Origin of the sequence: Nonomuraea sp. NPDC050227 (assembly GCF_044459705.1) — a bacterium.
Taxonomy (GTDB): domain Bacteria; phylum Actinomycetota; class Actinomycetes; order Streptosporangiales; family Streptosporangiaceae; genus Nonomuraea.
Map to the genome: position 1 here is coordinate 210,975 of NZ_JBITJF010000006.1, position 25,644 is coordinate 236,618.

At 70.7% G+C, this 25,644-nt stretch carries 23 protein-coding genes; 11 read left to right on the top strand and 12 right to left on the bottom strand.

The annotated features are described in order from the left end of the window. Window position 1 precedes the first annotated feature (1 nt). The 6 genes from ACIBK9_RS24490 to ACIBK9_RS24515 form a co-directional block, all read right to left on the bottom strand. Window positions 2–904 (bottom strand): TIGR04222 domain-containing membrane protein, encoded by a 903-nt coding sequence (locus tag ACIBK9_RS24490; RefSeq protein WP_397161326.1) that lies wholly within the window; start codon window positions 902–904, stop codon window positions 2–4. Window positions 905–1,034: 130 nt separating this feature from the next. Then, complete coding sequence (locus ACIBK9_RS24495; RefSeq protein ID WP_397161327.1) at window positions 1,035–2,828, bottom strand: phosphoenolpyruvate carboxykinase (GTP); 1,794 nt, start codon at window positions 2,826–2,828, stop codon at window positions 1,035–1,037. 249 nt (window positions 2,829–3,077) lie between these two features. After that, a complete protein-coding gene (locus ACIBK9_RS24500) occupies window positions 3,078–3,599 on the bottom strand; it encodes a hypothetical protein (protein ID WP_352352974.1) in 522 nt (173 codons plus the stop codon). Between the two features lie 66 nt (window positions 3,600–3,665). Beyond that, on the bottom strand, window positions 3,666–4,775 hold the full coding sequence (locus ACIBK9_RS24505; protein ID WP_397161704.1) for a C40 family peptidase: 1,110 nt from the start codon (window positions 4,773–4,775) through the stop codon (window positions 3,666–3,668). A 140-nt stretch (window positions 4,776–4,915) separates the two neighbouring features. After that, window positions 4,916–5,416 (bottom strand): transcription elongation factor GreA, encoded by a 501-nt coding sequence (gene greA, locus ACIBK9_RS24510; protein WP_352323258.1) that lies wholly within the window; start codon window positions 5,414–5,416, stop codon window positions 4,916–4,918. Between the two features lie 108 nt (window positions 5,417–5,524). Further along, a complete protein-coding gene (locus tag ACIBK9_RS24515; RefSeq protein ID WP_397161329.1) occupies window positions 5,525–5,947 on the bottom strand; it encodes a DUF4307 domain-containing protein in 423 nt (140 codons plus the stop codon). Window positions 5,948–6,094: 147 nt separating this feature from the next. Between ACIBK9_RS24515 and mca the strand changes: the two genes are divergently transcribed. The 3 genes from mca to ACIBK9_RS24530 are packed head-to-tail and all read left to right on the top strand — an operon-like array spanning window position 6,095 to window position 7,469. Beyond that, window positions 6,095–6,979, top strand: a complete 885-nt coding sequence (gene mca, locus ACIBK9_RS24520) for a mycothiol conjugate amidase Mca (RefSeq protein WP_352323256.1) — start codon at window positions 6,095–6,097, stop codon at window positions 6,977–6,979. A gap of 34 nt (window positions 6,980–7,013) precedes the next feature. Beyond that, window positions 7,014–7,175 carry a hypothetical protein gene (locus ACIBK9_RS24525; RefSeq protein ID WP_352323255.1) on the top strand — a complete coding sequence of 54 codons (162 nt, stop codon included), beginning with the start codon at window positions 7,014–7,016 and terminating at the stop codon, window positions 7,173–7,175. Further along, a complete protein-coding gene (locus ACIBK9_RS24530; protein ID WP_352323254.1) occupies window positions 7,176–7,469 on the top strand; it encodes a GNAT family N-acetyltransferase in 294 nt (97 codons plus the stop codon). It begins immediately after the preceding gene. On the opposite strand, the gene ACIBK9_RS24535 is transcribed toward ACIBK9_RS24530, so the two are convergent. After that, a complete protein-coding gene (locus ACIBK9_RS24535) occupies window positions 7,455–8,606 on the bottom strand; it encodes a hypothetical protein (protein WP_397161332.1) in 1,152 nt (383 codons plus the stop codon). The genes ACIBK9_RS24530 and ACIBK9_RS24535 overlap by 15 nt on opposite strands. Window positions 8,607–8,701: 95 nt before the next feature. Here ACIBK9_RS24535 and ACIBK9_RS24540 point away from each other — a divergent pair, with 95 nt between their 5' ends. Continuing rightward, window positions 8,702–10,666: a thioredoxin domain-containing protein gene (locus tag ACIBK9_RS24540; RefSeq protein ID WP_397161334.1), complete on the top strand. Its 1,965-nt coding sequence runs from the start codon at window positions 8,702–8,704 to the stop codon at window positions 10,664–10,666. Here the strand turns inward: ACIBK9_RS24540 and ACIBK9_RS24545 are convergent. Together ACIBK9_RS24545 and ACIBK9_RS24550 are read right to left on the bottom strand one after the other, a co-directional pair. After that, a complete protein-coding gene (locus ACIBK9_RS24545; protein WP_397161336.1) occupies window positions 10,652–12,718 on the bottom strand; it encodes a transglycosylase domain-containing protein in 2,067 nt (688 codons plus the stop codon). The two genes, ACIBK9_RS24540 and ACIBK9_RS24545, sit on opposite strands and share 15 nt — an antisense overlap. 217 nt (window positions 12,719–12,935) lie before the next feature. Further along, window positions 12,936–13,415 (bottom strand): Lrp/AsnC family transcriptional regulator, encoded by a 480-nt coding sequence (locus ACIBK9_RS24550; RefSeq protein WP_352323250.1) that lies wholly within the window; start codon window positions 13,413–13,415, stop codon window positions 12,936–12,938. 103 nt (window positions 13,416–13,518) lie between these two features. Between ACIBK9_RS24550 and hppD the strand changes: the two genes are divergently transcribed. From hppD to ACIBK9_RS24570, 4 genes are all read left to right on the top strand, one after another. Further along, window positions 13,519–14,628: a 4-hydroxyphenylpyruvate dioxygenase gene (gene hppD / locus ACIBK9_RS24555; RefSeq protein ID WP_352323249.1), complete on the top strand. Its 1,110-nt coding sequence runs from the start codon at window positions 13,519–13,521 to the stop codon at window positions 14,626–14,628. A 186-nt stretch (window positions 14,629–14,814) separates the two neighbouring features. Then, on the top strand, window positions 14,815–16,221 hold the full coding sequence (locus ACIBK9_RS24560; protein WP_397161339.1) for a M1 family metallopeptidase: 1,407 nt from the start codon (window positions 14,815–14,817) through the stop codon (window positions 16,219–16,221). A 73-nt stretch (window positions 16,222–16,294) separates the two neighbouring features. Further along, a complete protein-coding gene (locus ACIBK9_RS24565) occupies window positions 16,295–16,840 on the top strand; it encodes an RNA polymerase sigma factor (protein ID WP_352352982.1) in 546 nt (181 codons plus the stop codon). Continuing rightward, window positions 16,837–17,484, top strand: coding sequence for a hypothetical protein (locus ACIBK9_RS24570; RefSeq protein ID WP_397161341.1), 648 nt, complete (start codon window positions 16,837–16,839; stop codon window positions 17,482–17,484). Before ACIBK9_RS24565 ends, ACIBK9_RS24570 begins: the two co-directional genes overlap by 4 nt. 115 nt (window positions 17,485–17,599) lie before the next feature. On the opposite strand, the gene ACIBK9_RS24575 is transcribed toward ACIBK9_RS24570, so the two are convergent. Beyond that, the gene (locus tag ACIBK9_RS24575; RefSeq protein ID WP_397161343.1) at window positions 17,600–18,577 is read right to left on the bottom strand and encodes an ROK family protein; all 978 of its coding nucleotides are present in this window, start codon (window positions 18,575–18,577) and stop codon (window positions 17,600–17,602) included. Window positions 18,578–18,584: 7 nt separating this feature from the next. Further along, the gene (locus ACIBK9_RS24580; RefSeq protein ID WP_352353142.1) at window positions 18,585–19,766 is read right to left on the bottom strand and encodes an FIST N-terminal domain-containing protein; all 1,182 of its coding nucleotides are present in this window, start codon (window positions 19,764–19,766) and stop codon (window positions 18,585–18,587) included. Window positions 19,767–19,938: 172 nt separating this feature from the next. Here ACIBK9_RS24580 and ACIBK9_RS24585 point away from each other — a divergent pair, with 172 nt between their 5' ends. The 3 genes from ACIBK9_RS24585 to ACIBK9_RS24595 all read left to right on the top strand — a co-directional run bounded on the left by ACIBK9_RS24585 (window position 19,939) and on the right by ACIBK9_RS24595 (window position 24,156). Next, window positions 19,939–21,330 carry a sigma 54-interacting transcriptional regulator gene (locus ACIBK9_RS24585; protein ID WP_352326127.1) on the top strand — a complete coding sequence of 464 codons (1,392 nt, stop codon included), beginning with the start codon at window positions 19,939–19,941 and terminating at the stop codon, window positions 21,328–21,330. A 62-nt stretch (window positions 21,331–21,392) separates the two neighbouring features. Continuing rightward, window positions 21,393–22,151: a hypothetical protein gene (locus ACIBK9_RS24590; protein WP_397161346.1), complete on the top strand. Its 759-nt coding sequence runs from the start codon at window positions 21,393–21,395 to the stop codon at window positions 22,149–22,151. Between the two features lie 37 nt (window positions 22,152–22,188). Further along, window positions 22,189–24,156 (top strand): VWA domain-containing protein, encoded by a 1,968-nt coding sequence (locus tag ACIBK9_RS24595; RefSeq protein ID WP_397161705.1) that lies wholly within the window; start codon window positions 22,189–22,191, stop codon window positions 24,154–24,156. 26 nt (window positions 24,157–24,182) lie between these two features. Here the strand turns inward: ACIBK9_RS24595 and ACIBK9_RS24600 are convergent, their stop codons facing one another. Next, a complete protein-coding gene (locus tag ACIBK9_RS24600) occupies window positions 24,183–25,325 on the bottom strand; it encodes a helix-turn-helix domain-containing protein (protein ID WP_397161348.1) in 1,143 nt (380 codons plus the stop codon). Between the last annotated feature and the right edge of the window lie 319 nt (window positions 25,326–25,644).

Consider the following 25,644-nt stretch of genomic DNA (forward strand, 5'->3'; position numbering starts at 1 on the left):
GTCAGCTCCCCCCGCCGCCGCAGCCGCCCCCGCAGCCGCCGCCGCAGCCGCTCCCGCCGCCGCATCCCGCCGTGCCGCAACCGCCCGCGCCGGCGCTGTGCGACTGGTCGCCGCCGCGCCGCCGCCTGGGGGCGACCGTACGGGCCGGGGAGCCGTCGAGCGCGAGGACGAGGTTGGCGTCGTTCAGCTCGCCGAGGCCGTACAGCGCGACGGCCACCGGGCCGCTGGACGTGCCCGGCGGGTGGTCCAGCTTGGCCCGGTCGAGCGCGGCCTGCCCGGAAGCGGTGAGATCGGTGGGGAACGTGCGCCGGTGTCCGGCGATGGCGCTCGGCGCGCCCACGACCGTCCCGGCCAGGACGCCGAGCGCGGCCAGGGGAAGCGGCGACGTGCCCTCGACGGCCACCGACAGCGCCTCCACGGCCGCCCCGGCGAGCGCCAGCACCGCCAGCACCCGTAACCGGACGATCAGCCGGTCCACCTGGGTGAAGGAGCCGGTGGGGTGAACCGCGCCGATCCTGCCCAGCCGGTACCTGAGGGCGTCCAGGGTCTCGCCCTGGCTCACGCGCTCCCTGATCGTGCTCGCCCACGCGCCGGGGTTGCGCTCGACCTCGTCCAGGACGGCGTCCTCGACCGGCTCGCCGGTGCTCCGGGCGCCGGCCACCCGGTGCACCCGTCCGTCGCGGGACACGCGTACGGCCCCTGACGCCGCCAGCAGCCCGACGGCGGTGTCGGCGACGCGCCTGGATCCGCCGGCCAGGAAGGCCAGCTCGTAGGGGCCGAGATCGTGCGGCCGGGGCTCGACGGCGGCCCCCCGGATAGCGGCGTGCTCGCGCCGGACCGCCAGAACAGTGACCCCGGCCGCCACGGCCAGCGCCACCGCGAGGATGAGAAGGAACAGATCCATACGCCCTCCCCTCGTGCGGCCTGTCGGGCCGCGTACCGAGAAGACGTATAAGCAAGGCATAAAGGTTCCGGGCGATCAGAACGCCCCCGCGCGGTGCGGCGGCCAGCACCGCCGCACCGCGCGCGCCCGCTCAGCCGAGCCGGTCGAGCAGGGCGTCGTACTCGTCCCACAGTTCCTTCGGCAGGTGGTCGCCGAACTTCTCGAAGTGAGCCGGGATCAGGGCCGCCTCCTCGCGCCACACGTCGCGGTCGACCGACAGCAGCGTGCGCAGGTCCTCCTCGGACAGGTCGAGGCCGTCGGTGTCGAGCTCGGCGGGCAGCAGGCCGATCGCCGTCGGGTTCGCCTTGGCCTCGCCGTTGAGGCGGTCGACGATCCACTTGAGCACGCGGCTGTTCTCGCCGAAGCCGGGCCAGATGAACTTGCCCTCGTCGTTCTTCCTGAACCAGTTGACGTAGTAGATGCGCGGCAGCTTCGCGCCCTCGACCCGGCCGATGTCGAGCCAGTGGCCGAAGTAGTCGCCCATGTTGTAGCCGCAGAACGGCAGCATGGCGAACGGGTCGTAGCGCAGCTCGCCCACCTTGCCCTCGGCCGCGGCGGTCTTCTCGGAGGCGACGTTGGCTCCGAGAAAGACGCCGTGCTCCCAGCTCAGCGACTCCGTGACCAGAGGCACGGCGGTGGCGCGGCGGCCGCCGAAGAGAATCGCCGAGATGGGCACGCCCTTGGGGTCCTGCCACTCCGGTGCGATGGTCGGGCACTGGGAGGCGGGTGTGGTGAAGCGGGCGTTCGGGTGGGCGGCGGGCTCGTCGCTGTCGGGCGTCCAGGAGCGGCCCTTCCAGTCGGTCAGGTGCGCCGGGGGCTCCTCGGTGAGCCCCTCCCACCACACGTCCCCGTCGTCGGTCAGGGCGACGTTGGTGAAGATGCTGTTGCCCCAGAGGGTCTTGATGGCGTTGGCGTTGGTCACCTGGCCGGTGCCGGGCGCGACGCCGAAGAAGCCGGCCTCCGGGTTGATGGCGTACAGGCGGCCGTCGTCGCCGAAGCGCATCCAGGCGATGTCGTCGCCGATCGTCTCGACCTTCCAGCCCGGGATCGTGGGCTGGAGCATGGCCAGGTTCGTCTTGCCGCAGGCGCTCGGGAAGGCGGCGGCGACGTAACGGGTCTCGCCGTCGGGCGGCGTGAGCTTGAGGATGAGCATGTGCTCGGCCAGCCAGCCCTCGTCGCGGGCCATGACGCTGGCGATGCGCAGCGCGTAGCACTTCTTCCCGAGCAGCGCGTTGCCACCGTAGCCCGAGCCGTAGGACCAGATCTCGCGGGTCTCGGGGAAGTGGCTGATGTACTTGGTGGAGCTGCACGGCCAGGCCACGTCGGACTGGCCCTGCCGCAGCGGGGCGCCGACGGAGTGGACGGCCTTGACGAAGCCGCCGCGCTGCTCGATCAGGCGCAGCGCCCGGTCGCCCATGCGCGTCATGATCCGCATCGACACGGCCACGTACGCGGAGTCGGTGATCTCGACGCCGAGCTGCGAGATCTCGCCGCCGAGCGGGCCCATGCAGAACGGGACGACGTACATCGTGCGGCCGCGCATGCAGCCCGCGAAGAGCTCGGAGAAGGTCTGGCGCATCTGCGCTGGAGCGATCCAGTTGTTGGTCGGGCCCGCGTCCTCCTCGCGCTCCGAGCAGATGTAGGTACGGTCCTCCACCCGCGCCACGTCGCTGGGATCGGACTTGGCGTAGAAGCTGTTCGGGCGCGCGGCGAGCCGGGTGAGCGTGCCCTGCTCGACGAGGAGGTTGGTCAGGCGCGTCCACTCCTCCTCCGAGCCGTCGCACCACTCGATCCGGTCGGGCTGGGTCAGGGCTGCGATCTCGTTCACCCACGCGACCAATTCGCGATTGCTCGTCGGCGCGGGCACTTCCACGGAAACGGACACGACTGCGACTCCTCCACTCTCTCAGGGCCCAGTCATCATTAACGACGAAGGCGCATGAAAGCCAATTGGCATAGACCTGTTGGCGCGACCGTCGCCGCAGGCAGCGGCCCTGACGATCCGGGGAGCCTACCCAGGACTCGGAGTTTTAAAAGAGGAATTTCGCGGGGTTGGTCCAGGCCAATTCACGTGGTCTAAACCAATTACCGCAGTGGTTTAGTCCAATTTCCCGAGCCGTTTCCGCCGGTGTTCTCAGGAATTGACGTCGGGGCCCGCGTTGCGCACTCTGTCGACGTGCTGGAGGGCGTCGCGCAGCTCGGCCAGCCAGGTGTCGGTGTTCTTGCCGACCAGGCGCACGCACCAGGCGAGCGCGTCGCTGCGGCTCCTGGCCACCCCGGCGGCGACCAGTGTGTCGAGCACCTGACGCTCCGACTGACGCAGACGCGTCATCACGGGCACGGAGAGTGTGGTGAACATCACAGTCTCGCCCCCGCACCGCACGCCCCAGGAGACCTTCTGGCGGAACCGGCGCTCCGCCTCGCGGGCGATCTCGATCCGCCGCTCGCGGGTCTCCTCGCGGAACCGGCGGGCCAGCCCCTCGATGAGGGCGAGCCGCTCGGCCTCGGGCGTGTCGGCGGGCGGGTCGGGCAGCGTGCCGAGCACCGCGATCTCCTCGCGGTCACGGACGATCTCGGGGGCCCCGGTGAACCACCCCTCGGGGAGCCGGCCGGTGAACCAGCCGCGGACCTGCGCGCTCATATCGTCTGTTGACATGTAATCACGATTACACAGTTGCGCGGGAAATGCACGAGCCGAACCGCGGATCGTACGAAGGTTCGTTCAGCGGACGCGGGCGGCCGCGACGGGGCTGACCCGGACGACGCCGGCCAGGTTCCGCGTGCTCAACGGGGAGATCTTGACGACGTCCCCGGTGCGCGGCGCCTGCAGCACCTTCCCGTTGCCCCAGTAGATCGCCACGTGCGAGATGTAACCCGGATTCGTCGGGTCGTTGCGCCAGAAGATCAGGTCGCCCGGTTGCGCCTGCGCCAGCGGCACCTGCGGCCCGGCCACCCACTGCTGGTGGGTCACCCGCGGCATCCGCACGCCCGCCTGCCCGTACGCCCACTGCACCAGCCCCGAGCAGTCGAACGTGTCGGGCCCCTCGGCCCCCCACACGTACGGCCGGCCCAGCTTGGACACCGCGGCCTTCAGCGCCGCCGTGAGCTGTTCCACGGTCATGAACGACCCGGACGGCCAGTTCTTCGGGGTGTCGGCCCTGGGCCGCGGCTGGACGGGGTTGACGGTGGCCACCTGCGTGCCCTTGGGCATCGCGGCCAGGATGGCCCGGCGCAGCGCGTCGGAGTTCGCGCCCGGGGCGCTGACGATGAGCGCGTTGTCACGCGGGAGGCGCAGCCTGCGCCCGGTCTCCTTGGACACGACCGCGTCGACCGCGCCGAACCCGGTGGTGGCGTACGCGCCGATGCGCAGCGGCCCGGCCGGCCCGCTCACGCGGCTGTGCAGCGCGAGGCCGCCGTCGTTGCCCAGCACGAACGAGACCGCCACGTCGCCGGAGGCCACGTTCTGCCACAGGGCGTCCGACGACGCCGTCACCTTGGGGGTGTAGGCCCGGAACGTGGACGGGTTCACCGCGAGCGTCTGCACCCGCTTGCCGTCGAGCGAGATGGAGGCCGCGTCGGCCAGCTCAAGGGCCCGTACGCCGCGCAGCCCGGCGACCTTGCGCAGCAGCTCGTCGGTGAACGGCTTGCGGGTGAGCACGAAGAGGTTGGGCTTGCGCAGCTTGCCCAGCGGAGCCACGGACTGGTCGGCACGGGACTGGGCCATGAGCGTCTGCTTCGGCACCGGCCGCGCCCGCACCACCTCGACCGGCGCCTGCTCCTCCCCCGTCTGGACCAGCACCAGCACGTCGGTGGTGAGCACGGCCACCAGCATCACCACGATGAAGGGGATGAGCCTGGATAAGTCTCGCCGTTTCCGCGTCTTCACCAGGAAGCTGAGGTCCTGCGCGATTCCCGGCGAACGCGAAAACGCCGCCGGGCCGACGTGGGCCCGGCGGTCAGGATCTGCGGGGGTCAGTTGCCGATGTACGGCACAGCCTCGAGGATCTCGACGGTGTTCTGGCGGCCGTTGGGCATCGAGTACGTCGCCTTCTCACCGATCTTCTTGCCGTTGATCGCCGAACCGAGCGGCGACTTGGGCGAGTAGACGTCGATCGGCGCTCCGCTCTCCTCGCGGGAGGCGAGCAGGAAGGTGACCTCGTCGTCGTCGCCGACGAACCGGATCGTCACGGTCATGCCGGGGCCGACCACGCCCTCGGTCTTGGGGGCCTCTCCCACCTTGGCGTTGTCGAGGATCTGGCGGAGGTGGAAGATCCGGGCCTCCATCTTGCCCTGCTCGTCCTTGGCGGCGTGGTAGCCGCCGTTCTCCTTCAGGTCGCCCTCCTCACGGGCGGCCTCGATCTTCTTGGCGATGTCGACGCGCCCGGGGCCAGAGAGATATTCGTACTCCGCCTTCAGGCGGTCGTACGCCTCCTGCGTCAGCCATGTGACGTTCTCATCGCGAGAGTCGGCCACGGGTTCTCCTTGCTTGCCTAGGGGGCCCTGAGATCACTTGAGGATGTGGACGGTCGAATTGCGAAAGGCTAACAACTCAGCCGTCCGGACGCTTCCCCAAATGTCTCACTATACGAGATTGCAGTACTGGATGTGGACGGAAGTGGCCTCACCACTGGTGTCGAGGCTCTCCTTGAGCTGCTTACTACCCTCACCAGCCGGGATTCTTACTTCCTTGCTGCCGACTTCCGCGTGGTAGACGTCCAGTGCCCTGATCCGGCAGACGGCCACTCTATCGTCGGGCTTGTACACCTCGAAGGTGATCTCCGCGCGCCCGGGCGCGTCGATGCTGAACGAGACGACCTGCGCCGGGGCCTCCGAGCCGCCGCCGGCCGTCATCGACCACATCACCCATCCCCAGCCGCCCGCGACGATGGCCACCAGCACGCCGATCACGACATGCACGACCAGCCGGCCGCCTCTCTTCGGACGGTCGGGGAAATCGTCGGGTGTGCCGAGAACGGGTCCGTTCCCGACATCTTCGGTGACCATGGCGGAATCTCCCTGCACTCCCTGAGCGTTATCCGAGACAATTGTCGCCCGCGGGGGGCGTGCCCTCGCGACCGCCCAGCAGAAACTAACCTCTCTGGACGAGTGACCGGTCCTCCACCGAGGAGACCCTGTGAGGAGAACGCGCCCGTGAGTGCACCCCTGAGGTTGATGGCAGTCCACGCCCACCCCGACGACGAGTCGAGCAAGGGCGCCGCCACGATGGCGCGTTACGTGCGCGAAGGCGTGGAAGTGCTGGTCTGTACCCTCACGGGCGGTGAGCGGGGTTCCGTGCTCAACCCGAAGATGGACCGGCCCGAGATCGTGGCCAACATCGGCGAGGTGCGCAGGGCGGAGATGGAGCGGGCCCGCGAGATCCTCGGGGTCCAGCAGCGTTTCATGGGCTTTGTCGACTCCGGCCTGCCGGAGAGCGAGGAGGAGGAGCTGCCCGAGGGCTGCTTCGCGCTGCAGAAGCTTGAGGACGCCTCGGCCCCGCTGGTGGCCGCCGTGCGCGAGTTCCGCCCGCACGTGATCATCACGTACGACGACGACGGCGGCTACCCGCACCCCGACCACATCATGACCAACAAGGTCTCCGTCGAGGCGTTCGAGGCGGCCGGCGACCCCGACCGCTACCCCGGCACCGGCGACCCGTGGCAGCCGATGAAGCTCTACTACCAGATGGGCTTCACCAAGGAGCGCTTCGAGGCGCTGCACGAGGCCATGACCGAGCGCGGCCTCGGCTCCCCGTACTCCGACTGGATCTCCCGCTGGGAGGACCGGCCGGCCAAGTGGCCGGTCACGACGCGGGTGCCGTGCGGCGAATACTTCCAGATCCGCGACGAGGCGCTGCTCGCGCACGCCACCCAGGTCGACCCCGACGGCTTCTGGTTCGTCTGCCCGCGCGAGCTGCAGCAGGAGATCTGGCCGACCGAGGACTACCACCTGGCGCGCTCGCTCGTCGACACCGAGCTGCCCGAGGACGACCTGTTCGCCGGCATCCACGCCGAGGACGTCTCACCCGCCTGCCACTGACCGGACCACGGCATACGGGTGGCAGACTGAAGGTGTGACAGTTCTCGCAGCTGGTGATGTCAGTCCGGGTCTGCTCGGCTTCACCGTCGTCGCCCTCATCGGGCTGGCCCTCTACATCCTCATCAAGTCGATGAACAAGCAGATGTCGAAGATCCAGGTTCCGCACGAGGGCGACACGGACAAGAAAGCCGAATAGATGCCGATCGAAGTAGTCGACAACTCGACGGAGTGCCGCTTCGAGGTCCTCGTCGACGGCAAGGTCGCCGGGTTCGCCGACTATCGACTGCTGCCCACGAAAGTCGTCTTCACGCACACCGAGGTGCTGCCCGCCTACGAGGGCCAGGGCCTGGCGAGCAGGCTCGTGGAGTACGCGCTGCGCACGAGCGTCGACACCGGGCTGCGCATCGTGCCGCTGTGCCCGTACGTGGCCCGCTACATCGAGCGTCACCCCGAGTTCAAGGAGTACAGCGACCCGTCAGTCGCGGGGTGACCAGGCGCGTTCCAGGGCCTTGGGCAGGCCCCACCAGCCGAGCGGGGTCAGCACCTCGTCGGCGTCCACGATGCCCAGGTAGGTCCACAGGCTGACCACCGAGGCGAACAGGCCCTCGGTGGCGTCGAGGTCGTCGTCGTCCTGCTCGCCCGACTCGATGTCGTCGGACTCGGCGATGAGCCTGGCCAGGCGTTCCGGCGAGGCCAGCACCCCGGGCCCCATGCGGGCCAGCGCCGCCACCGCGGCCAGCCAGTCGGCGTGCTGGATCGCGCACAGGTTGGCCAGGGCGGTGTCCTCGTGGCCGAGCTCCCCCTCCAGGTCGGCGAACTCCTCCGGCACGTCGTCGGCCTCGGACAGGTCGGAGATCGGCCCGGCCACGCCCGCCGCCACCGCCAGCCACAACTCCCGGTCGTCGTCCGGCATCGGCCGGTCGTCCAACCCGGCGCAGGCGCGCAGCACGTTCGCGGGGTAGCCGGGCAGGTCCAGCAGCACGCGCAGGCGCGCGGCGGCCAGCTCCAGCTCGACCAGCGGCAGCTCGGGCGCCTTGGGCAGCTCGCCGACGATGCGGCGCAGCTCCGACAGCGCGAACGCCTCCTCCTCGTCGAGGGCGGCGAACAGCTCCTCGTCCTGCTCGTCGCTGACCGCGAAGCCGGGCACCCGGCCGTCGGGCAGCGGCGTGGCCAGCCAGTGCTCCTGGAGCTCCTCGTACGCCCGGCGGGCGGCGTGGTCGCCCTGGGCCAGCGCGTCCGGGTCGATCTCCCCGGCGGCGACGCGCTCCTCCAGGAAGGAGACCATGCGCCCGAACATCTCGGCCGCGACCGGGCCGCGCTCGTCCTCCTCGGGCCAGACGAAGTAGCTGGGCGTCATGAGGATCGGCTCGGTGCCGGTGGACTCGACCCAGCGCTGCACGTCGCCGACGGTGGCCACGCCCGCCTCGATGGAGCTCAGCGTGGCCTTGGCGGAGTCCCAGAACGGCTGCGAGAGCGGGTTGCCCGCCGCCACCATGGCCCGCCGCAGATCGGGCAGCGCCACCAGCGCCACGCCCGAGGGCACGGCCAGCAGCGCGCGGGCGACGTCCCTGCGCGTGACGGCGGCGGGCGGGCGGCCGGCGTGGGCGCAGACGTAGTCGATGTCCACGCCCGTAACCTACGCCGTCCGCCCCGCCCGAGTCAGCCGCGGGGGTGGCGGGCCTGCCCCGGGGGCGCGGTTTAGGGTGAGCGAGGGAGGTCCTGATGAACCGGTTGAACGACGCCACGAGCCCTTACCTGCTGCAGCACGCGGGCAATCCCGTCGACTGGCACCCGTGGGGCGACGAGGCGTTCGCCGAGGCCCGGCGCCGGGACGTGCCGCTGCTGATCAGCGTGGGCTACTCGGCGTGCCACTGGTGCCACGTGATGGCCCACGAGAGCTTCGAGGACGCCGACACGGCCGCCCTCATGAACGAGCACTTCGTCAACGTCAAGGTCGACCGCGAGGAGCGGCCCGACGTCGACGCCGTCTACATGACCGCCACCCAGGCCATGACCCAGCAGGGCGGCTGGCCGATGACGGTGTTCGCCACGCCCGACGGCCATCCGTTCTACTGCGGCACGTACTTCCCGCGTCCCCACTTCCGGCGGCTGCTGGCCGAGATCCACCGGGTGTGGACCGGCGACCGGGAGTCGGTGCTGGCGCAGGGCGCCAAGGTGGTCGAGGCGCTCAACCAGAACACCGCGTTCCCGCGCGGCGCCACTCCGGAGGCGCAGACGCTGGAGCGGGCCGTCGCCAACCTGCGCGAGTCGTTCGACCCGGTCAACGGCGGCTTCGGCGGCGCGCCGAAGTTCCCGCCGTCGATGGTCCTGGAGTTCCTGCTGCGCTCCGGCGAGCGCGAGATGAGCGGCCGGACGCTCGAAGCCATGGCCCGCGGCGGCATCTACGACCAGCTCGGCGGCGGTTTCGCGCGGTACAGCGTCGACGCCGAGTGGGTGGTCCCGCACTTCGAGAAGATGCTCTACGACAACGCCCTGCTGCTGCGGGTGTACACCCACTGGTGGAAGGCGGGCGGCGGCGACCTGGCCCGCCGGGTGGCGCTGGAGACGGCCGGCTGGATGCTGCGCGAGCTGCGCACGCCCGAGGGCGGCCTCGCCTCGGCCCTCGACGCCGACAGCGAGGGCGTGGAGGGCAAGTTCTACGTCTGGACGCCCGAGGAGCTGCGCGAGGTCCTGGGGGACGACGACGGCCGCTGGGCCACCGGCCTGTTCGACGTCACCGGCACGTTCGAGCACGGCACGTCGGTGCTCCAGCTCCCGCGCGACCCCGAGGACCCGGTGCGGTACGCCGGCGTGCGCGGCAGGCTGCTGGCGGCCAGGGAGCTGCGGGTGCGGCCGGGCCGCGACGACAAGGTCGTGGCCTCCTGGAACGGCCTGGCCGTCGCGGCGCTCGCGGAGGCCGGCGTGGTGTTCGAGCGTCCCGACCTGGTCGAGGCCGCCACGGCGGCGGCCGAGCTGCTCGCGGACGTGCACACGAGCGGCGGGCGGCTGCTGCGCACCTCCCGCGACGGGCGCGCGGGCGCCAACGCGGGCGTGCTGGAGGACTACGCGAACGTGGCCGAGGGGCTGATCTCCCTCTACGGCGTGACCGGCGCGACGAGATGGCTTCGGCTGGCCGGGACGCTGCTCGACACGGTCCTCGACCGCTTCTCCGACGGCTCCGGCGGCTTCTACGACACCGCTGACGACGCCGAACGGCTGTTCCAGCGTCCACAGGACCCCACCGACAACGCCACGCCCTCCGGCCAGTACGCGGCCGCGGGGGCCCTGCTGTCCTACGGCGCGCTGACCGGCTCGGCCCGGCACCGGGAGGCCGCCGCGGCCGCGCTCGCCACGGTGTCGGTGCTGGCCGACCGGCACGCCAGGTTCGCCGGCTGGGGGCTGGCCGTGGCCCGCGCGGCGCTCGACGGCCCCGTGGAGGTGGCGGTCGTCGGCAGCCCCGCCGACCCGCGTACGGCCGCCCTGCACCGGGAGGCGCTGCTGGCCGACGTGCCGGGCCTGGTGGTCGCGCCCGGCGACGGCGAGGCCGGCGGCGAGCCGTTCCCCGCGCTGCTGGAGGGGCGCGGCCCCGTCGACGGCGCGCCGGCCGCCTACGTGTGCAGGGGGTTCGCCTGCCGGCTGCCGGTCACCACGGTGGAGGAGCTGCGGGCCGAGCTAGCCGGTGCCTGACGGCCGGCCGAGGTTGTCTCGCTGGGTGTCGCGGCTCTCGTCCGGGGGCCCCAGAGGCTGGTCGGAGGGCGCCGTGGGCGCGTCCTGGGGGCGTTCGTCCTGCCGGTCGCGGCCGGTCCTGCCGTTGTCGCCGGAGCCGTCGTCGGTGGGCGCCTCGGTGACCGTCGGGTCGCCGAACGGCTGCTGATCGGTGGGGCCGGAGTCGGGGTTGCCCCACTCGTTCTGGTCGGCGGGCGGCGTCGACTGCTGGTCGCGGACGTCGCGGCCGCGGTCGGGCGGCGAGTAGGAGGACTCGTAGCCGTACTGGGAGGGCTCGGGGAACTCCTCGACGGGCTCGCCGGCCATGGCCTCGGTCATGAACGCCCGCCAGATCTGCGCCGGGAGCTGGCCGCCGAACTGCGTGCCGTAGCCGGGGATGGTGACGGTCTCGTCGTCGCTGCGGAACATGTTCACGGCGACGGCGAGCTGCGGGACGAACCCGTTGAACCAGACGTTCTTGGAGTCGTCGGTGGTGCCGGTCTTGCCGGCCACCGGACGGTCGTAGAGGCGCGCGGCGGTGCCGGTGCCGTACTTGACGACCTGCTGCATCGCGTAGACGGTGTCGGCGGCGGCCTGCTCCCCCACCACCTTCGTGGCGACGGGCTTGACCGTCTTCTTCTCGCCCTTGCCGTCGGTGACCGACTTCACCACGTGGGCCTCCATGTGCACGCCCTTGTTGGCGAAGGTGGAGAAGCCCGAGGCGTTCTGGACGGCGCTGACCGAGGACACGCCGAGCGGGAAGGTCGCGTACGCCTGCTGCCCCTGCAACTGCTCCTTGGGGATGCCCGCGGCCTCGGCGACCTCCGCGACCTTGTTCAGGCCGACCTTCTGGCCGAGGTCGACGAAGGCCGTGTTGACGGAGTTCTGGGTGGCGCTGACCAGGTTGATCTGGCCGTAGGAGCGGCCGCTGTCGTTGGGGATGGGCTTGTCGGCCGAGGCCACGCGCAGCGGCGAGTTGCCGTCGACCCTGGTGGACAGGTCGAAGCCGTTGTCGAGCGCGGCGGCCAGCGTGTACGGCTTGAACGTCGACCCCGCCATCCGCTTGGCCGAGAACGCGTTGTCGTAGTCGCCGACCTGGTCGTGGCGGCCGCCGTAGAAGGCGACGACCTCGCCGGTGGCCGGATCGACGGCGGCCAGCCCGGTGCGCACCTTCTTCGGCGTCGAGGCCGGGAGCACGTCCTTGACCGCCTGCTCGGCCGCCGTCATGAGCTTCTTGTCGAACGTCGTGACGATCTTCAGGCCGCCGCTGTTGATGGTCTCGTCGGAGTAGCCGCGCCGGTTGAGCTCGGCGGTGACCTGGTCGAGCATGTACTGGCCCTGGCCCTTGAGCTCGAACGGCTTCTTGGGCGCCTTGAGCACCGGGAAACGCTCGGCGGCGGCCTGCTGGCGCGACAGCGCGCCCGTCTGGCCCATGGCGTTGATCACGGCCTGCCAGCGGGAGCGGGCCGCGTCGAGGTCGGCGCCCTCGGGGTCGGCGAACCGGCTGGGCTGCTGGATGACCGCCGCCAGGTACGCGCCCTCGGCGACGGTGAGCTTGTCGACGTCCTTGCCGAAGTAGGCGCGCGCGGCCGACTGGACGCCGTTGGCGCCGCGGCCGAAGTAGATCGTGTTGAGGTACTGCTCCAGGACCCAGTCCTTCGACTTGGACTGGTCGACCTTCATCGCGATGAGGATCTCTTTGAACTTGCGGGTGACCGAGCGCTCCTGGCTGAGGCCGCTGTAGTAGTTGCGCACGAGCTGCTGGGTGATCGTGGAGCCGCCCTGGAGCTGCTGCCCGGTGACGGTGGACCAGACGGCCCGCGCGGTGCCCTTGAGCGAGACGCCGCCGTCGTTGTAGAACGAGCGGTTCTCGGCGGCGATGACCGCGTCGCGCACGTGCTTGGGCACCTTGGCCAGCTCGACGTTCCGGCGGTCGACGCCCTGCCGGGCGAGCACCGTCCTGCCGTCGCGGTAATAGATCACCGAGCCTTCGGCGGTGGCCGATTTCTGCGTGCTGTCGGGAATGGGAGTCATCGCCCACGCAATGGCGAAAAGACCGGCAAGCACGGCGATTCCGGCGCCGAAAGAGATCAACACTATTCGGAGTACGCGCCGTTTCCGCATGCCTTTTCCACCACCGCCCCGCATCCGAGACCCCCCTCTGAGACACCCTCGCCCAACCCCCGCAAGCTGGGCGAATGTCAAGGGTAAACGATCGATAACGGTGCCTCGTCCCTAAGCGATGGTACGTCTAGCGCCCGCCGCGGCGCGGAACATCGGCGACCAAAGGCAGCACTCGGTAAGGAACCGGGGTGTCGAGTGCGATGATCGAAGAAGTCCTGAGCACCCCCTGAACATCCACGATTTGGTCGATGACCCGTTGCAGATCGGCATTCGTCCGCGCGACCACCCGGCACAGCAGGTCCGCGCCGCCGGTGATGGTGTGCACCTCCAGCACCTCGGGGATGTGGGCCAGCCGGTGGGCGACCGGGTCGTGCCCGGAGACCTGCCTGATCTCCATGGTGACGAACGCCGTCACGTCGTAGCCGAGCGCCACGGGCGACACGTCGGGCCCGAACCCGGTGATCACACCCCTGGCCACCAGCCGGTCGAGCCTGGCCTGGACGGTGCCGCGGGCGACGCCGAGGCGGCGTGAGCACTCCAGCACGCCCAGCCGGGGCTCGGCGGTCAGCAGCGAGATCAGCCGGGCGTCCAGTTCGTCGATCGTCATGCTGTACAAGTTCTCCGACTCTGACCCGAGATGGGTGGACAGATTGTGCACTCGTTCAAGTAACTGTTGCACAACTCGTCCAGCTAAATCGAGAGTTAGGGGTATGACTGATGTCTTTCCGGTTAACGGCATGGACGCCGTGGTGTTCGCCGTGGGCAACGCCCGGCAGGCCGCCCACTACTACTCGACCGCTTTCGGCATGCGACTGGTGGCCTACCGCGGGCCGGAGAACGGCAGCCGCGACGAAGTCGCCTACGTCCTGACCTCGGGCAGCGCCACCTTCGAGTTCAGGGCCTCGATCCGGCCCGGCACGGACATGGCCAGGCACGTCGCCGAGCACGGTGACGGCGTGATCGACCTGGCCATCCAGGTGCCCGACGTGGAGGCCGGGTACGCCTACGCGGTCGCCCACGGGGCCACCGGCCTGGTGGAGCCGTACACGCTGGAGGACGAGCACGGCAAGGTGGTGCTCGCGGCCATCGCCACCTACGGCGAGACCCGGCACACGCTCGTGGACAGGTCCAACTACGGGGGCGCGTACCTGCCCGGTTACGTGCCGGCCGAGCCGCTCGTCGCGCCGCCCGCGACGAAGACCGGACGCCTGTTCCAGGCGGTCGACCACTGCGTCGGCAACGTCGAGCTCGGCAAGATGGACGAGTGGGTGGAGTTCTACCGCAAGGTGATGGGCTTCACGAACATGGCCGAGTTCGTCGGCGACGACATCGCGACCGAGTACTCGGCGCTGATGTCCAAGGTCGTGGCCGACGGCACCCGGAAGGTCAAGTTCCCGCTGAACGAGCCGGCGATCAGCCGCAAGAAGTCGCAGATCGACGAGTACCTGGAGTTCTACGGCGGGCCGGGCGTGCAGCACATCGCCCTGGCCACCAACGACATCCTCACCACCGTCGACCACATGCGCGCGGCGGGCGTGCAGTTCCTCGACACGCCGGACTCCTACTACGACGACCCCGAGCTGCGCGAGCGCATCGGGCAGGTCAGGGCGCCGATCGAGGAGCTGAAGAAGCGCAAGATCCTGGTCGACCGCGACGAGGACGGCTACCTGCTGCAGATCTTCACGCAGCCGGTCCAGGACCGTCCCACGGTCTTCTTCGAGCTGATCGAGCGGCACGGGTCGCTCGGCTTCGGCAAGGGCAACTTCAAGGCCCTGTTCGAGGCGATCGAGCGCGAGCAGGAACGCAGGGGCAACCTTTAGTTTGTCCCGACTTAGTGGGGGTGATCTGGATTTTATGGGACCACCACCACATTCTGGGCTGATGAGGCGCCGGCGGCGGGGAGCCGCCGGCGCCTCCGGCTCTTCCCCCTCCACGGTGACGAGTCGTCGGGACCGCGTGACCCTGCGTAAGATTCAGGTCACGGGCTGAAGGGGGCTGGTTCACCTATGCGGATCAGAAGACGCGGCGCGGCCGTGCTGGTGGCGCTGATCAGCGTGCTCGCGTGCGCGCCCACCGACGAGCCGCCGCCCCGCTCGGCCGCCGGCCGCCACACGGGCGCGCCGGGCATCGGCGACCCCGACTTCCCGCAGGACGGCAACGGCGGCTACGACGTCGCCCACTACTCGCTGACCGTCGACTACACCCCGGCGACCAAGCGGCTCACCGGCCTGACCAAGATCCGCGCCAAGGCCACCCAGGACCTGTCGAGCTTCAACCTCGACCTCACCGGCCTCGACGTCGCCAAGGTCAGCGTCGACGGCTCGCCCGCGCGTTTCTCCCGCAAGAACGGCGAGCTGACCGTGACCCCGGCCGCGCGGCTCGACGCCGGCTCGCCGTTCACCGCCGAGATCTCCTACTCCGGCAGCCCCACGCCCGCCAAGGACACCGCCAACCTGGGCACGTACGGGTTCATCCCCACCGCCGACGGCGCGTTCGTGGCCTCCGAGCCCAACGGCTCCAAGACCTGGTTCCCCAGCAACGACCACCCGGCCGACAAGGCCACATTCGACTTCACGGTCACCGTGCCCGCCGGCCTGACCGTCGTGGCCAACGGCGAGCAGAGCGCGTCCCCGTCCACCGCGGGCGGCCGCACCACCTACCGGTGGAGCGAGCGGCACCCGATGGCCACCTACCTCGCCACGGCCACGATCGGCAAGTTCGAGGTGCGTCAGGGCCGTTCGCCGGGCGGCATCCCGACGTACGCGGCCGTCGATCCGAAGTTCAAGACCGGCCTCGACCGCGTCTACAACGTCTCGGGCGAGATCACCGACTACTGGAGCACGGTCTTCGGCGCCTACCCGTTCTCCTCGACCGGCGCCATCGTCGACGACTACTCGGCCGGCTACGCCCTGGAGAACCAGACCAAGCCCCTCTACGGCGGCTTCGACCCCGACGAGGGCATCATCGCCCACGAGCTGGCCCACCAGTGGTTCGGCGACAGCCTGACCATCAAGCGGTGGAAGGACCTGTGGCTCAACGAGGGCTTCGCGACGTACGCCGAGTGGCTGTGGTCGGAGCACCGGGGCAAGAAGACCGCCGACACCATCTTCAAGGACTTCTACAACCGCGGCGTCAAAGACCCGATGTGGTCCTACCCGCCGGGCCGGGCCAAGCCCGGTGACCTGTTCAACGAGTCGGTCTACACCCGCGGCGGCATGGCGCTGCACGCCCTGCGCAAAGCGGTCGGCGACCCGACGTTCTTCAAGCTGCTCAAGACCTGGACCGCCGAACACCGCTACGGCAACGTCACCACGCGGCAGTTCGTCGACCTGTCCGAGCGGCTGTCCGGCAAGGACCTCGACCCGCTCTTCGACGCGTGGCTCTTCCAGCCGCGCCGCCCCACCCTCGCCTGACCTGCGCCGAAACGCTTTCCTTCGCCCGGTCCAAGTACAGGTGTAAGGGCGAACGACGAAGGGAGCGAGGCCAGTGCGCCTCAACGAGGACCCGGCGGCCTTCGAGGCCTTCTACCGCCGCCATGTCGACGTCGTCATGCGGTTCGTGGTCCGGCGGGTGAGCGATCCCCACCTGGCCGCCGACCTGACGGCCGACGTCTTCCTGGCGGCCCTCGACTCGGCCCACACCTACGTGCCGGGCCGGGGCAGCCAGACCGCGTGGTTGTACGGCGTGGCCCGCAACGTGGTGTCGGCCCAGCTGCGCAGGTCGGCCCGGGAAGCGCGGGCGGCCGGCCGGATCGCGGGGCGGCGGCTGATGGACGACGACGACCTCGTCCGGATGGAGGAGCGGATCGACGCCGAGCGCGGGATGCGCGGCGCCCTGGAGGCCATGGCGGGCCTGCCGGAGGGCGAACGCGCGGTGCTGGAGCTCGTGGCGATCGACCAGCTCACCGTCTCCGAGGCGGCCGCCGCCCTCGGCATCAGGCAGGTGACCGCGCGGGTCCGCCTGCACCGGGCCAGACGCGCCCTGGAGAACGTCGCTTCGCCGTCGGCCGTGTACGTGGAGGGACAGGCATGAACACTTTCGAGGAGCGGTTGCTCGGCGCGCTCAAGGCGGAGATGGCGGCCGGGACGCGGCCCGTCACGGCTCCGGTCGTCCGGCGGCCCCGGCGCAGGGCCATGGGGCTCGCCGCCGCGGCTGCGGGGGTCGCCGTGGTCGCCGCGGTGACGGCCACCGGCCTGTTCGGCGCGGGGCCCGCGTACGCGGTGACCGGGACGGCCGACGGCGGGGTCGCGGTGGAGATCAACGCCTTCCGGGACCCCGGCGGGCTGGCGGCCGAGCTGGCGGCGGCGGGGGTCAAGGCGGTGGTGGACTACCTGCCGTACGGCCAGACCTGCAAGGAGCCGCGGGGGCGTCAGGGGGGCGGCGAGGGGCGCTTCGAGGCGAGCATCGGCAGGAGCGGGGACGGGATCTCCTTCCGGATCGCGAAGGGCCAGGTCCCGGCGGGGCGGACCCTGGTGCTGGCGGTCACCCTGGACAGGAGCGGGCCCGAGGCTCCTCCGGTGTCCACCTCGCTGCAGGTCGTCCAGGGGGCGGTGGCCCGGTGCGAACCGGTCGCGATGCCCGTCCCGCCGCCGGGTGACCAGAACGACGACCGTTCCGGCACCCGTACGGAAACGGGCGACGACGAGGGCTCCGGCGTGCACACCCAGCAGGGCTGATCTCCGACTCGGGCCGACCTCCGACAAGGGCGGCCCGGACAGGAACCCGGGCGGGTCGCGGCCTGCGCACCCTCGGCTCGCACCCGCCCGGCGCCCATCCCGCGAGTCGCGGGGGTCAGTCGCGGGTGGAGGGCCAGTAGGCGTCGCCGGCCAGGAGGAGGGCGGCGGCGCCTACCAGGCCGGCCTCCTGTCCGAGGGCGGCGGGCACGACCTTGAGGCGGCGGGCGAAACCCATGCGGGCGTGGTTCCGCAGCGCCTCCTCCAGGGGGCCGAACAGCGGTTCGCCGGCCTGCGACAGTCCGCCGCCGATCGTGACCAGGTCCAGGTCGCACAGGTGGGTGGCGGAGGCGATCGCGATCCCGAGCGCCCGTCCGGCCCGCCGCATCGCCAGCACCGCCACGGGGTCCCCGGCGAGCGCGTCGGCCGCCAGCGCCCGCCCGGTGACCGCCCGATCCTCCAGGTACGCCTCCCCACCGTCGGACGCCTTCACGGGCTCGGAGACGGCGGCAGGGGTCCAACCCTGGGTGAGAGCCCAGGTGGTGAGGGCGGGGCCGCGGGCGATCGCTTCCAGGCAGCCGTGGCCGCCGCAGCCGCAGCGGGGGCCGCCGTCCGGTTCGACCACGACGTGACCGATGTGGCCGGCGTTGCCCGTGCCGCCGTTGACCAGGCGTCCGCCCAGGATCAGGCCGCCGCCGACGCCGGTGGAGACCACCATGCCCAGCATGTCGGCGCTGCCCTGGCCGGCGCCCTGCCAGTGTTCGGCGATGGCCAGGCAGATGGCGTCGTTGTGGAGGCGTACCGGTAATCCGGGGAACCGGCCGGCCAGCCGGGCGCGCAGCGGGAAGCCGCGCCAGCCGGGGATGTTGAGCGGCGAGACCTCGCCGTCGGGCCAGGTCATCGGCCCGCCGCAGCCCACGCCCACCCCTTCGGCACGCGCCGACAGGGGGTCGATGAGGGTGGTGAGGGTGTGCCAGAGCGTCTCGGCGTCGGCGTTCTGGGGGGTGGCGGCGCGCCGGGAGGTGATCACGGCGCCGTCCGGGGCCACCAGCCCGGCGGCCATCTTGGTGCCGCCGACGTCGATCGCCAGGATCACGACAGCATCACGACAGCTCCGGCTCCGCGGCGCTGGAGAAGACCAGCACGGACGCCGTGAGCCCGTGCACGTGGTTGTGCCCGCCGACCGGCCCGACCTCGCCCGCGGCGAAGAAGCCCGCGACGCCGATCGGTCCCAGCGTGTCGCGCAGGGCGACCGGGTCGTGGTCGGCGGTGCCGAACATCGCCGAGCCCCGGCCGTTGCACGAGAACAGCAACGCGCCGTCGACCTTGCCGAGCTCCTCGCGGTGGGCGTCGAGCAGGTCGTACAGGTCCTCGTCGGCGGTGGCCGCGTCCCTGACCTGGAAGCGCACGGTACGGCCGATCTCCACGATGTCCCCGATGGCCACGGCCTCGCGTTCGGGGTCGATGCCGATGACGCCCCGGATGAGGAAGTCGCCGCGTTCGTGACGTTCGGCGTACTCGTCCATGGCCACGCCGATCTGCAGGCCGGCGGCGACCAGTTCGCGGTCGTCCTCGTCCAGCTCGCTGACGATGTCCTCCAGCCGGGCCAGCGCGGGCTGACCGGCCAGTTCGAGCAGCAGGTTCTCCTCCGAGGCCGTGACCACCATGCTGGGGCCGATCGGGCGGCAGCCCTGGCTGACCACCGTACTGATCTTGATGGGCCCGCTGAGCAGGACGCCGATCGCGCCCTCGGTGTAGATCTTGCCGTCCGCGAACAGCCGTACGGACCCCCTGCCCTGCAGCCCGTTGGCCAGGCCGCCGATCAGCGGCAGGTCGCCGAGCACGTCGACCGAACGCTCCACGAACGCGTCGGTCGGGAAGGTGTACGGGTCGGCCAGCAGGATCGCCACGTGGTCGTCGCCTGTGCGCTCGGGCAGCCCGACGACCACGAACCGGTCCTCGGCCGCCAGCGTCTCCAGGGCGAACGTGGTCAGCCTGGCCCCCTCCAGGGTGGCCGCCCACGCGCTCACCGCGGGCGTCAGCTCGACCCCCTGCCCGTCGCCGATCACACCGGTGGCGCTGCATCCGATCACGTGCGCCTCGGGCGCCAGCTTCATCGCGGCCTGGCCTGCTCTGGCGACGTCCTCGGGGTCCTCGCCGCAGATGAAGAAGCAGACCAGGTCGGCTTGGCCGCTGAGCCTCGACAGTGCCTGACCGACGGCGCTCTCCGCGGCCTCCACCAGGTCGGAACCCACGGCGAGGCCGTCGGCGAAGCGGCTTGTCATCAAGGCCACGCGTCTCGCCTCCCTCGACATGTGCATGTTCCCTAGGGCCGATTCTCCCCACTAAAGGGGGAAGCACGCGTACGAACCGTCACGCAATAGGTCAAGATCCGAAATCTCCGCCAGATGCGAAACTCTCTGCCGCATTTCTCGCGGGGGACGTAGTCTCGATCCCGTGCATCAGCCACGTATTCTCCGCGAGTTGCGGGAGAGCGGCCACGTTCATCGCAGCGTCAAGGCCGAGGTCCGGGAAAACCTGCTGGCCAGGCTGCGGGCCGGCGAGCCCCGGTTCCCCGGCATAGTGGGCTTCGACGACTCCGTCCTGCCACACCTGGAGCGGGCGCTGCTCGCCGGGCACGACCTGGTCCTGCTCGGTGAGCGAGGGCAGGGCAAGACGCGGCTCATCCGCACGATCACCGGCCTGCTCGACGAGTGGACCCCGGTGGTCGAGGGCTGCGAGATCAACGACCATCCGTACGCACCCGCCTGCACGCGCTGCAAGACCCTGGCGCGCGAGCTGGGCGACGAGCTGCCGGTGGCGTGGAAGCACCGCGACGAGCGTTACGGCGAGAAGCTCGCCACTCCCGACACCTCCGTCGGCGACCTCATCGGCGACGTCGACCCCATCAAGATCGCAGAGGGGCGCACCCTCGGCGACCCCGAGACCGTCCACTACGGCCTGGTCCCACGCACCAACCGCGGCGTGTTCTCCGTCAACGAGCTGCCCGACCTGGCCGAGCGCATCCAGGTCTCGCTGCTCAACGTGCTGGAGGAACGTGACATCCAGGTGCGCGGCTACAACCTGCGCCTGCCCCTCGACATCCTGCTCATCGCCAGCGCCAACCCCGAGGACTACACCAACAGGGGCCGCATCATCACGCCGCTGAAGGACCGCTTCGGCGCCGAGATCCGCACCCACTACCCGCTCACGGTCGAGGACGAGCTCACCCTCATCCGCCAGGAGTCGGTGCCCGACATCGGGGCCGACGTGCCGGAGCACCTGATCGAGGTGATCGCCAGGTTCACCCGGCTGGTCCGCGAGTCCACGGCCGTCGACGCCCGTTCCGGCGTGTCGGCGCGCTTCTCGATCGCCGCCGCCGAGACCGCCGCGGCCTCCGCCGTGCGCAGGTCCGCGATCAAGGGCGAGGATCAGGCCGTCACGCGCGTCTGCGACCTGGCCTGCGTCGTCCACAGCCTGCGCGGCAAGGTGGAGTTCGAGGTCAGCGAGGAGGGCAGGGAGACCGAGATCCTGGCCCACCTGCTGCGCCGGGCCACGGCCGAGACGTTCAGGAACAGGCTGGGCGGCATGGACCTGGCCCCGGTGACCGACAAGTTCGCCGAGGGCAACCAGGTGGAGTCCGGCGACATGGTGGCCGCGGCCGAGCTGCTGCACCGGATCGGTCCGGTCAGCGGCCTGGCCAAGATCATGTCGAGGCTCGGCATGGGCGCCGGCGAGGAGTCCCCCGGGCACGCCGCGGCGGCCCTGGAGTTCGCGCTGGAAGGTCTCTACCTGATGCGGCGGCTGTCAAAGGAAGACCTCGACGGGGTCACGATCTACAGGACGTGAACAATCGGGCGGTTTCCCGCGTCGTAGTGTTTGGTTGATCACGACTCCGGGGGGAACCGCCCATGCGCCTGCTCATCCATGCCACCGCCGTCGGCCTCGTCCTGGGCGGCCTCGCGCTTCCCGCGCAGGCGGCCCCCGCCGGGGCAGCCGCCAAGACCGCCTACGGCTACGCCTGGGCCGACGGCAAGGGCAGCCTGCGGATCGTGCCCATGAAGCCCGCCAAGGTGCGGCGCGGCGGCAACGTGCTCTACAAGCTGACCGCGATCCCGGGGGCAGAAGAGCTCAAGCTCGACTACACCCGCGCCGCCTACAGCCGGGTGACGACGGCCTGCGACCTGAAGGAGACCGAGGGCCGGGTCGCGCTGGACCGCGACGGCCTGGGCCGGACGTCGTGCAAGCCCGCCCAGCTCACCGTCGGGCTCCGGGAGGGCGCGGTCCCGCTGCGCGTCGAGTACGAGGGCGGCAAGGCCGTGAAGGCCCAGGAGTTCCTGCTGAACGCCTGGCCGGAGCCGGTCACCGCGCGCGGCTCGGTCAAGCGCGTCGACGACGCGACGGTCCTGTTCAGCACCGGCGGCAAGCAGCTCAAGCTGGGCTACACGTACCTGACGTCCTTCTACCGGGCCACCGCCCGCTGCGGCGACCGCTGGGTGTCCGGGAAGCCGGCCGGCGTCGACAAGCGCGGGCTCGGCACGCTGCCCTGCGAGTCGGCCGATCTGACCAAGGCGCTCAAGGGGGCCGGGCGCGCGGTGCAGGTGCAGGTGAGTTATACGCCCGACGCGAACAGCGCGGTCGAGGTGTGGGAAGTGGCCAGGCGTCCGTAGACGGGCGGGGGCGGGTTGGGGTTAGCGTGGAAGCGTGATGGCCTTCCGCTACGGCGAATACCACGACGGCCCCGACCCCCTGGCCCCTCCTTACGACGTACGCGCGGCCCTCGACGAGATGGGCGACGCGATCCTGTCCGGCTCGACGCCGGTCCACGCGCTGCGCGACCTGCTCAAGCGCGGGCTGCCCGGCAGCCAGGACCGGCGGGGCCTCGACGACATGCTCAAGGAGGTCCGCAGGCGGCGCAGGGACCTGCGCGAGCGCGGGCGGCTCGACGGCACCCTCGAACGCGCGCGGGCGCTGCTGGACAAGGCGATCGGGCAGGAGCGGGCCGAGCTGTTCCCCGACCCGTCCGACGACGCGCGGCTGCGCGAGGCCGGGCTCGACGGGCTGCCGGAGGACACCGCGAGCGCCATCCAGGAGCTGAGCACGTACGAGTGGCGTTCGGCGGCGGCCCGCCAGACGTTCGAGGAGCTGCGCGACCTGCTGCGGCGCGAGGTGCTCGACAGCCAGTTCAGAGGGCTCCGCGACGCGCTGGCCAACCCCGACCCCGAGGCCATGGCCCGCGTCCGGCAGATGATGTCCGATCTGAACGACATGCTGGACAGGGACACCCGGGGCGAGCACACCCAAGAAGACTTTGACGCCTTTATGGCGAAATATGGCGATTTGTTCCCAGAAACGCCCCGGAACCTTGAGGAGCTCGTCGACATCCTGGCCCGGCGGGCCGCCGCCACCCAGCGCATGCTGGCCTCGATGACCCCGCGCCAGCGCGAGGAGCTGTCCAGCCTCATCAACCAGACCCTCGACCAGGCCGGCCTGTCCGACCAGATGCGCCGCCTCGGCGAGGCCCTGCACGCCCGCCGTCCCGACCTGGCCTGGAACGCCCCCGAGCGCCTGACCGGCGAGGAGCCCCTGGCCATGGGCGACGCCGTCACCGCCCTGGAGGAGCTGGCCGACCTCACCCAGCTGGAGACCGCCCTGCGCCAGGACTACCCGGGCGCGCGGCTCGACGACATCGACGAGGCCGCCGTACGCCGCGCGCTGGGCCGGGCGGCGGTCGACGACCTGGAGGCGCTCAAGCGCATCGAACGCGAGCTGGAGGAGCAGGGCTACCTGCTGCGCCGCCGCGGCAAGCTGGAGCTGACCCCAAAGGCGGTCCGGCGGCTCGGCGAGACCGCGCTGCGGCGCGTGTTCTCCTCCCTCGACGCGGGCCGGCGCGGCGACCACGACCAGCACGACGCGGGCTCGGCCGGCGAGCTCACCGGCTCCACCCGTCCGTGGCGCTTCGGCGACGAGCAGCCGATCGACGTCGTCCGTACGCTGGTCAACGGTGTGCGCAGCGGCGGCGTGGCGACCACCCCGCAGGACGGGCGGGCCCGGGTGCGGCTGTCCGTCGACGACTTCGAGGTCTCCGAGACCGAACGCCGCAGCGCGGCGGCGGTGTGCCTGCTGGTCGACCTGTCGTACTCGATGGCCCTGCGCGGCACGTGGGCCGCGGCCAAGCAGACGGCGCTGGCCCTCCAGGCGCTGGTGGCCTCCAAGTTCCCGCAGGACGCCGTGCAGATCATCGGCTTCTCCAACTACGCCAGGGTCCTGCAGCCCGACGAGCTGGCCGGCCTCGACTGGGACATGGTCCAGGGCACCAACCTCCACCACGCCCTCCTGATCGCCGGCCGCCACCTCGACCGCCACCCCGACTTCGAGCCGGTGGTGCTGGTGGTCACCGACGGCGAGCCGACCGCCCACCTCATGCGCAACGGCAGGTCGGCCTTCGAGTGGCCGCCGTCGCACGAGACGCTGGAGCTGACGCTGGCCGAGGTGGACAAGATGACGCGACGGCGGGCGACGATCAACGTCTTCATGCTGGCGGCCGACGACCGGCTGAAGGAGTTCGTGGACGAGGTGGCCCGCAGGAACGGCGGCCGGGTGTTCTCACCGAGCGCCGACCGGCTCGGCGAATACGTCGTCAGCGACTTCCTCCGCCTCCGCCGCTCCCGCTGATTCGTGCAAAATGCGGCTGAACAACGTCAAACAGAAGGGGCTCCGGCCGACGACATCGACCGCAGATGTTCGCGCGCGGTACGCACCTCCGGAATACGGTCCCACTTGGCGGTCGCGGCGATGATTTGTTCCACCCGATTATTCACGCGCGCGCTGCCGACGAACGGCAGCGCGCGGGTGAGAATCTGCATGTGATGCACGGCGAGCGCCGGTTTGCCCGCGCGTACCGCTGTCTGCGTCTGCCTTCCGAGATATTGGGCGCGGAAAAGAGGAGACCATTGCGCCATGGCCTCCGCCGCCTCCCGCAGGAGCCGATCCGCCTGGTTGTAGTGGCCCAGCCTGCTCAGACCGATCGCCACGTCCCCGCCGAGAGCAGCCTCGGCGAACGGGCTCAGACCGGACGTGCCCAAGGCGCGATCGAGGGCTTCGCGGGCCTCCCGCTGGTTGCCGTTGATACAGGCCAGGGCACGGCCGAGCCGCATGTGCAGACTCGACAGGCGGCTCGGCGGGAGGTCTGGAATGCGCAGGCCCCGCTGGGCATGCCGGGCCGCGCGCAGCGGATCGCTGCGATAGAGGCTGACCCGGCTCAGGGCGTCGTACGCCCGAGCCCGCGCTGACGGATCCTCGGCCTGGTGGGCGAGGTCGAGGGCGATCGTGCTCGCACGTTCTGACTGGGCGAGCCGGCCGGCGTCGTACAGCGCGATGCCTGCCTGGTACATCAGGTCGGACGCCACACCTTGGAGCTCGTGGCCCGCGGAGCCGATCTGCAGGTGGGCGACGCGCTTCACGTGCCCGAGGGCGCGGGCCGCGAGAGGCAGCCCGCCGAGTTCGTAGCGCCCGCGCGCCAGGCTGTCTGACAGGGCACGCACGTAGTCGGGGTCGAGGTAGGGATCGGAGTCGGCGGCGGACGCGACGAACACGACCGATGCGGCTGCCGACAAGAACTCCCGGCGTTCCACAGGCTCCTCCACGGAGGGTGTAAACCGTACCTCCCACCCCACACGCGCGAGCAGTTCCTTCGCCCGCGCCAGACCTGTGTCGGCGACACCGTTGCAGACGCGCGAGATCCACGCCTGCGACACTCCCAGCTCGCGGCCGAGCTGCTGCTGGGTCCAGCCGCGCTGTTTCATGATCGCCGTAAGGGCTTCGGGCAGTGACCGAACGTCCACCAGCCGAGCGTATAGCGGAGAGGTATTGGCCCGTAGGGCCTTATTCCTCTGAGGAATACCCCGCCTGGTCTGCCGAAAAACGACGGGGAAACATGGTCGTGCACCCCAGGGAGACACAGCTGAACGGCGACGACCAATGATACGCAAGCTCTTGGAACGGATGCCCGAAAAGCCGGGCGACGGAGACGTCCCCATCAATGACAGGACAGCAGGCAGGTACATCATCGCCTTGCACGAACTCCGTCGATTGCTGACTAAACGGGGAGTTCGCACTCTGGCCATCGACGAGCGATACAGGCTCACTCTCAAGGCTGCGGGC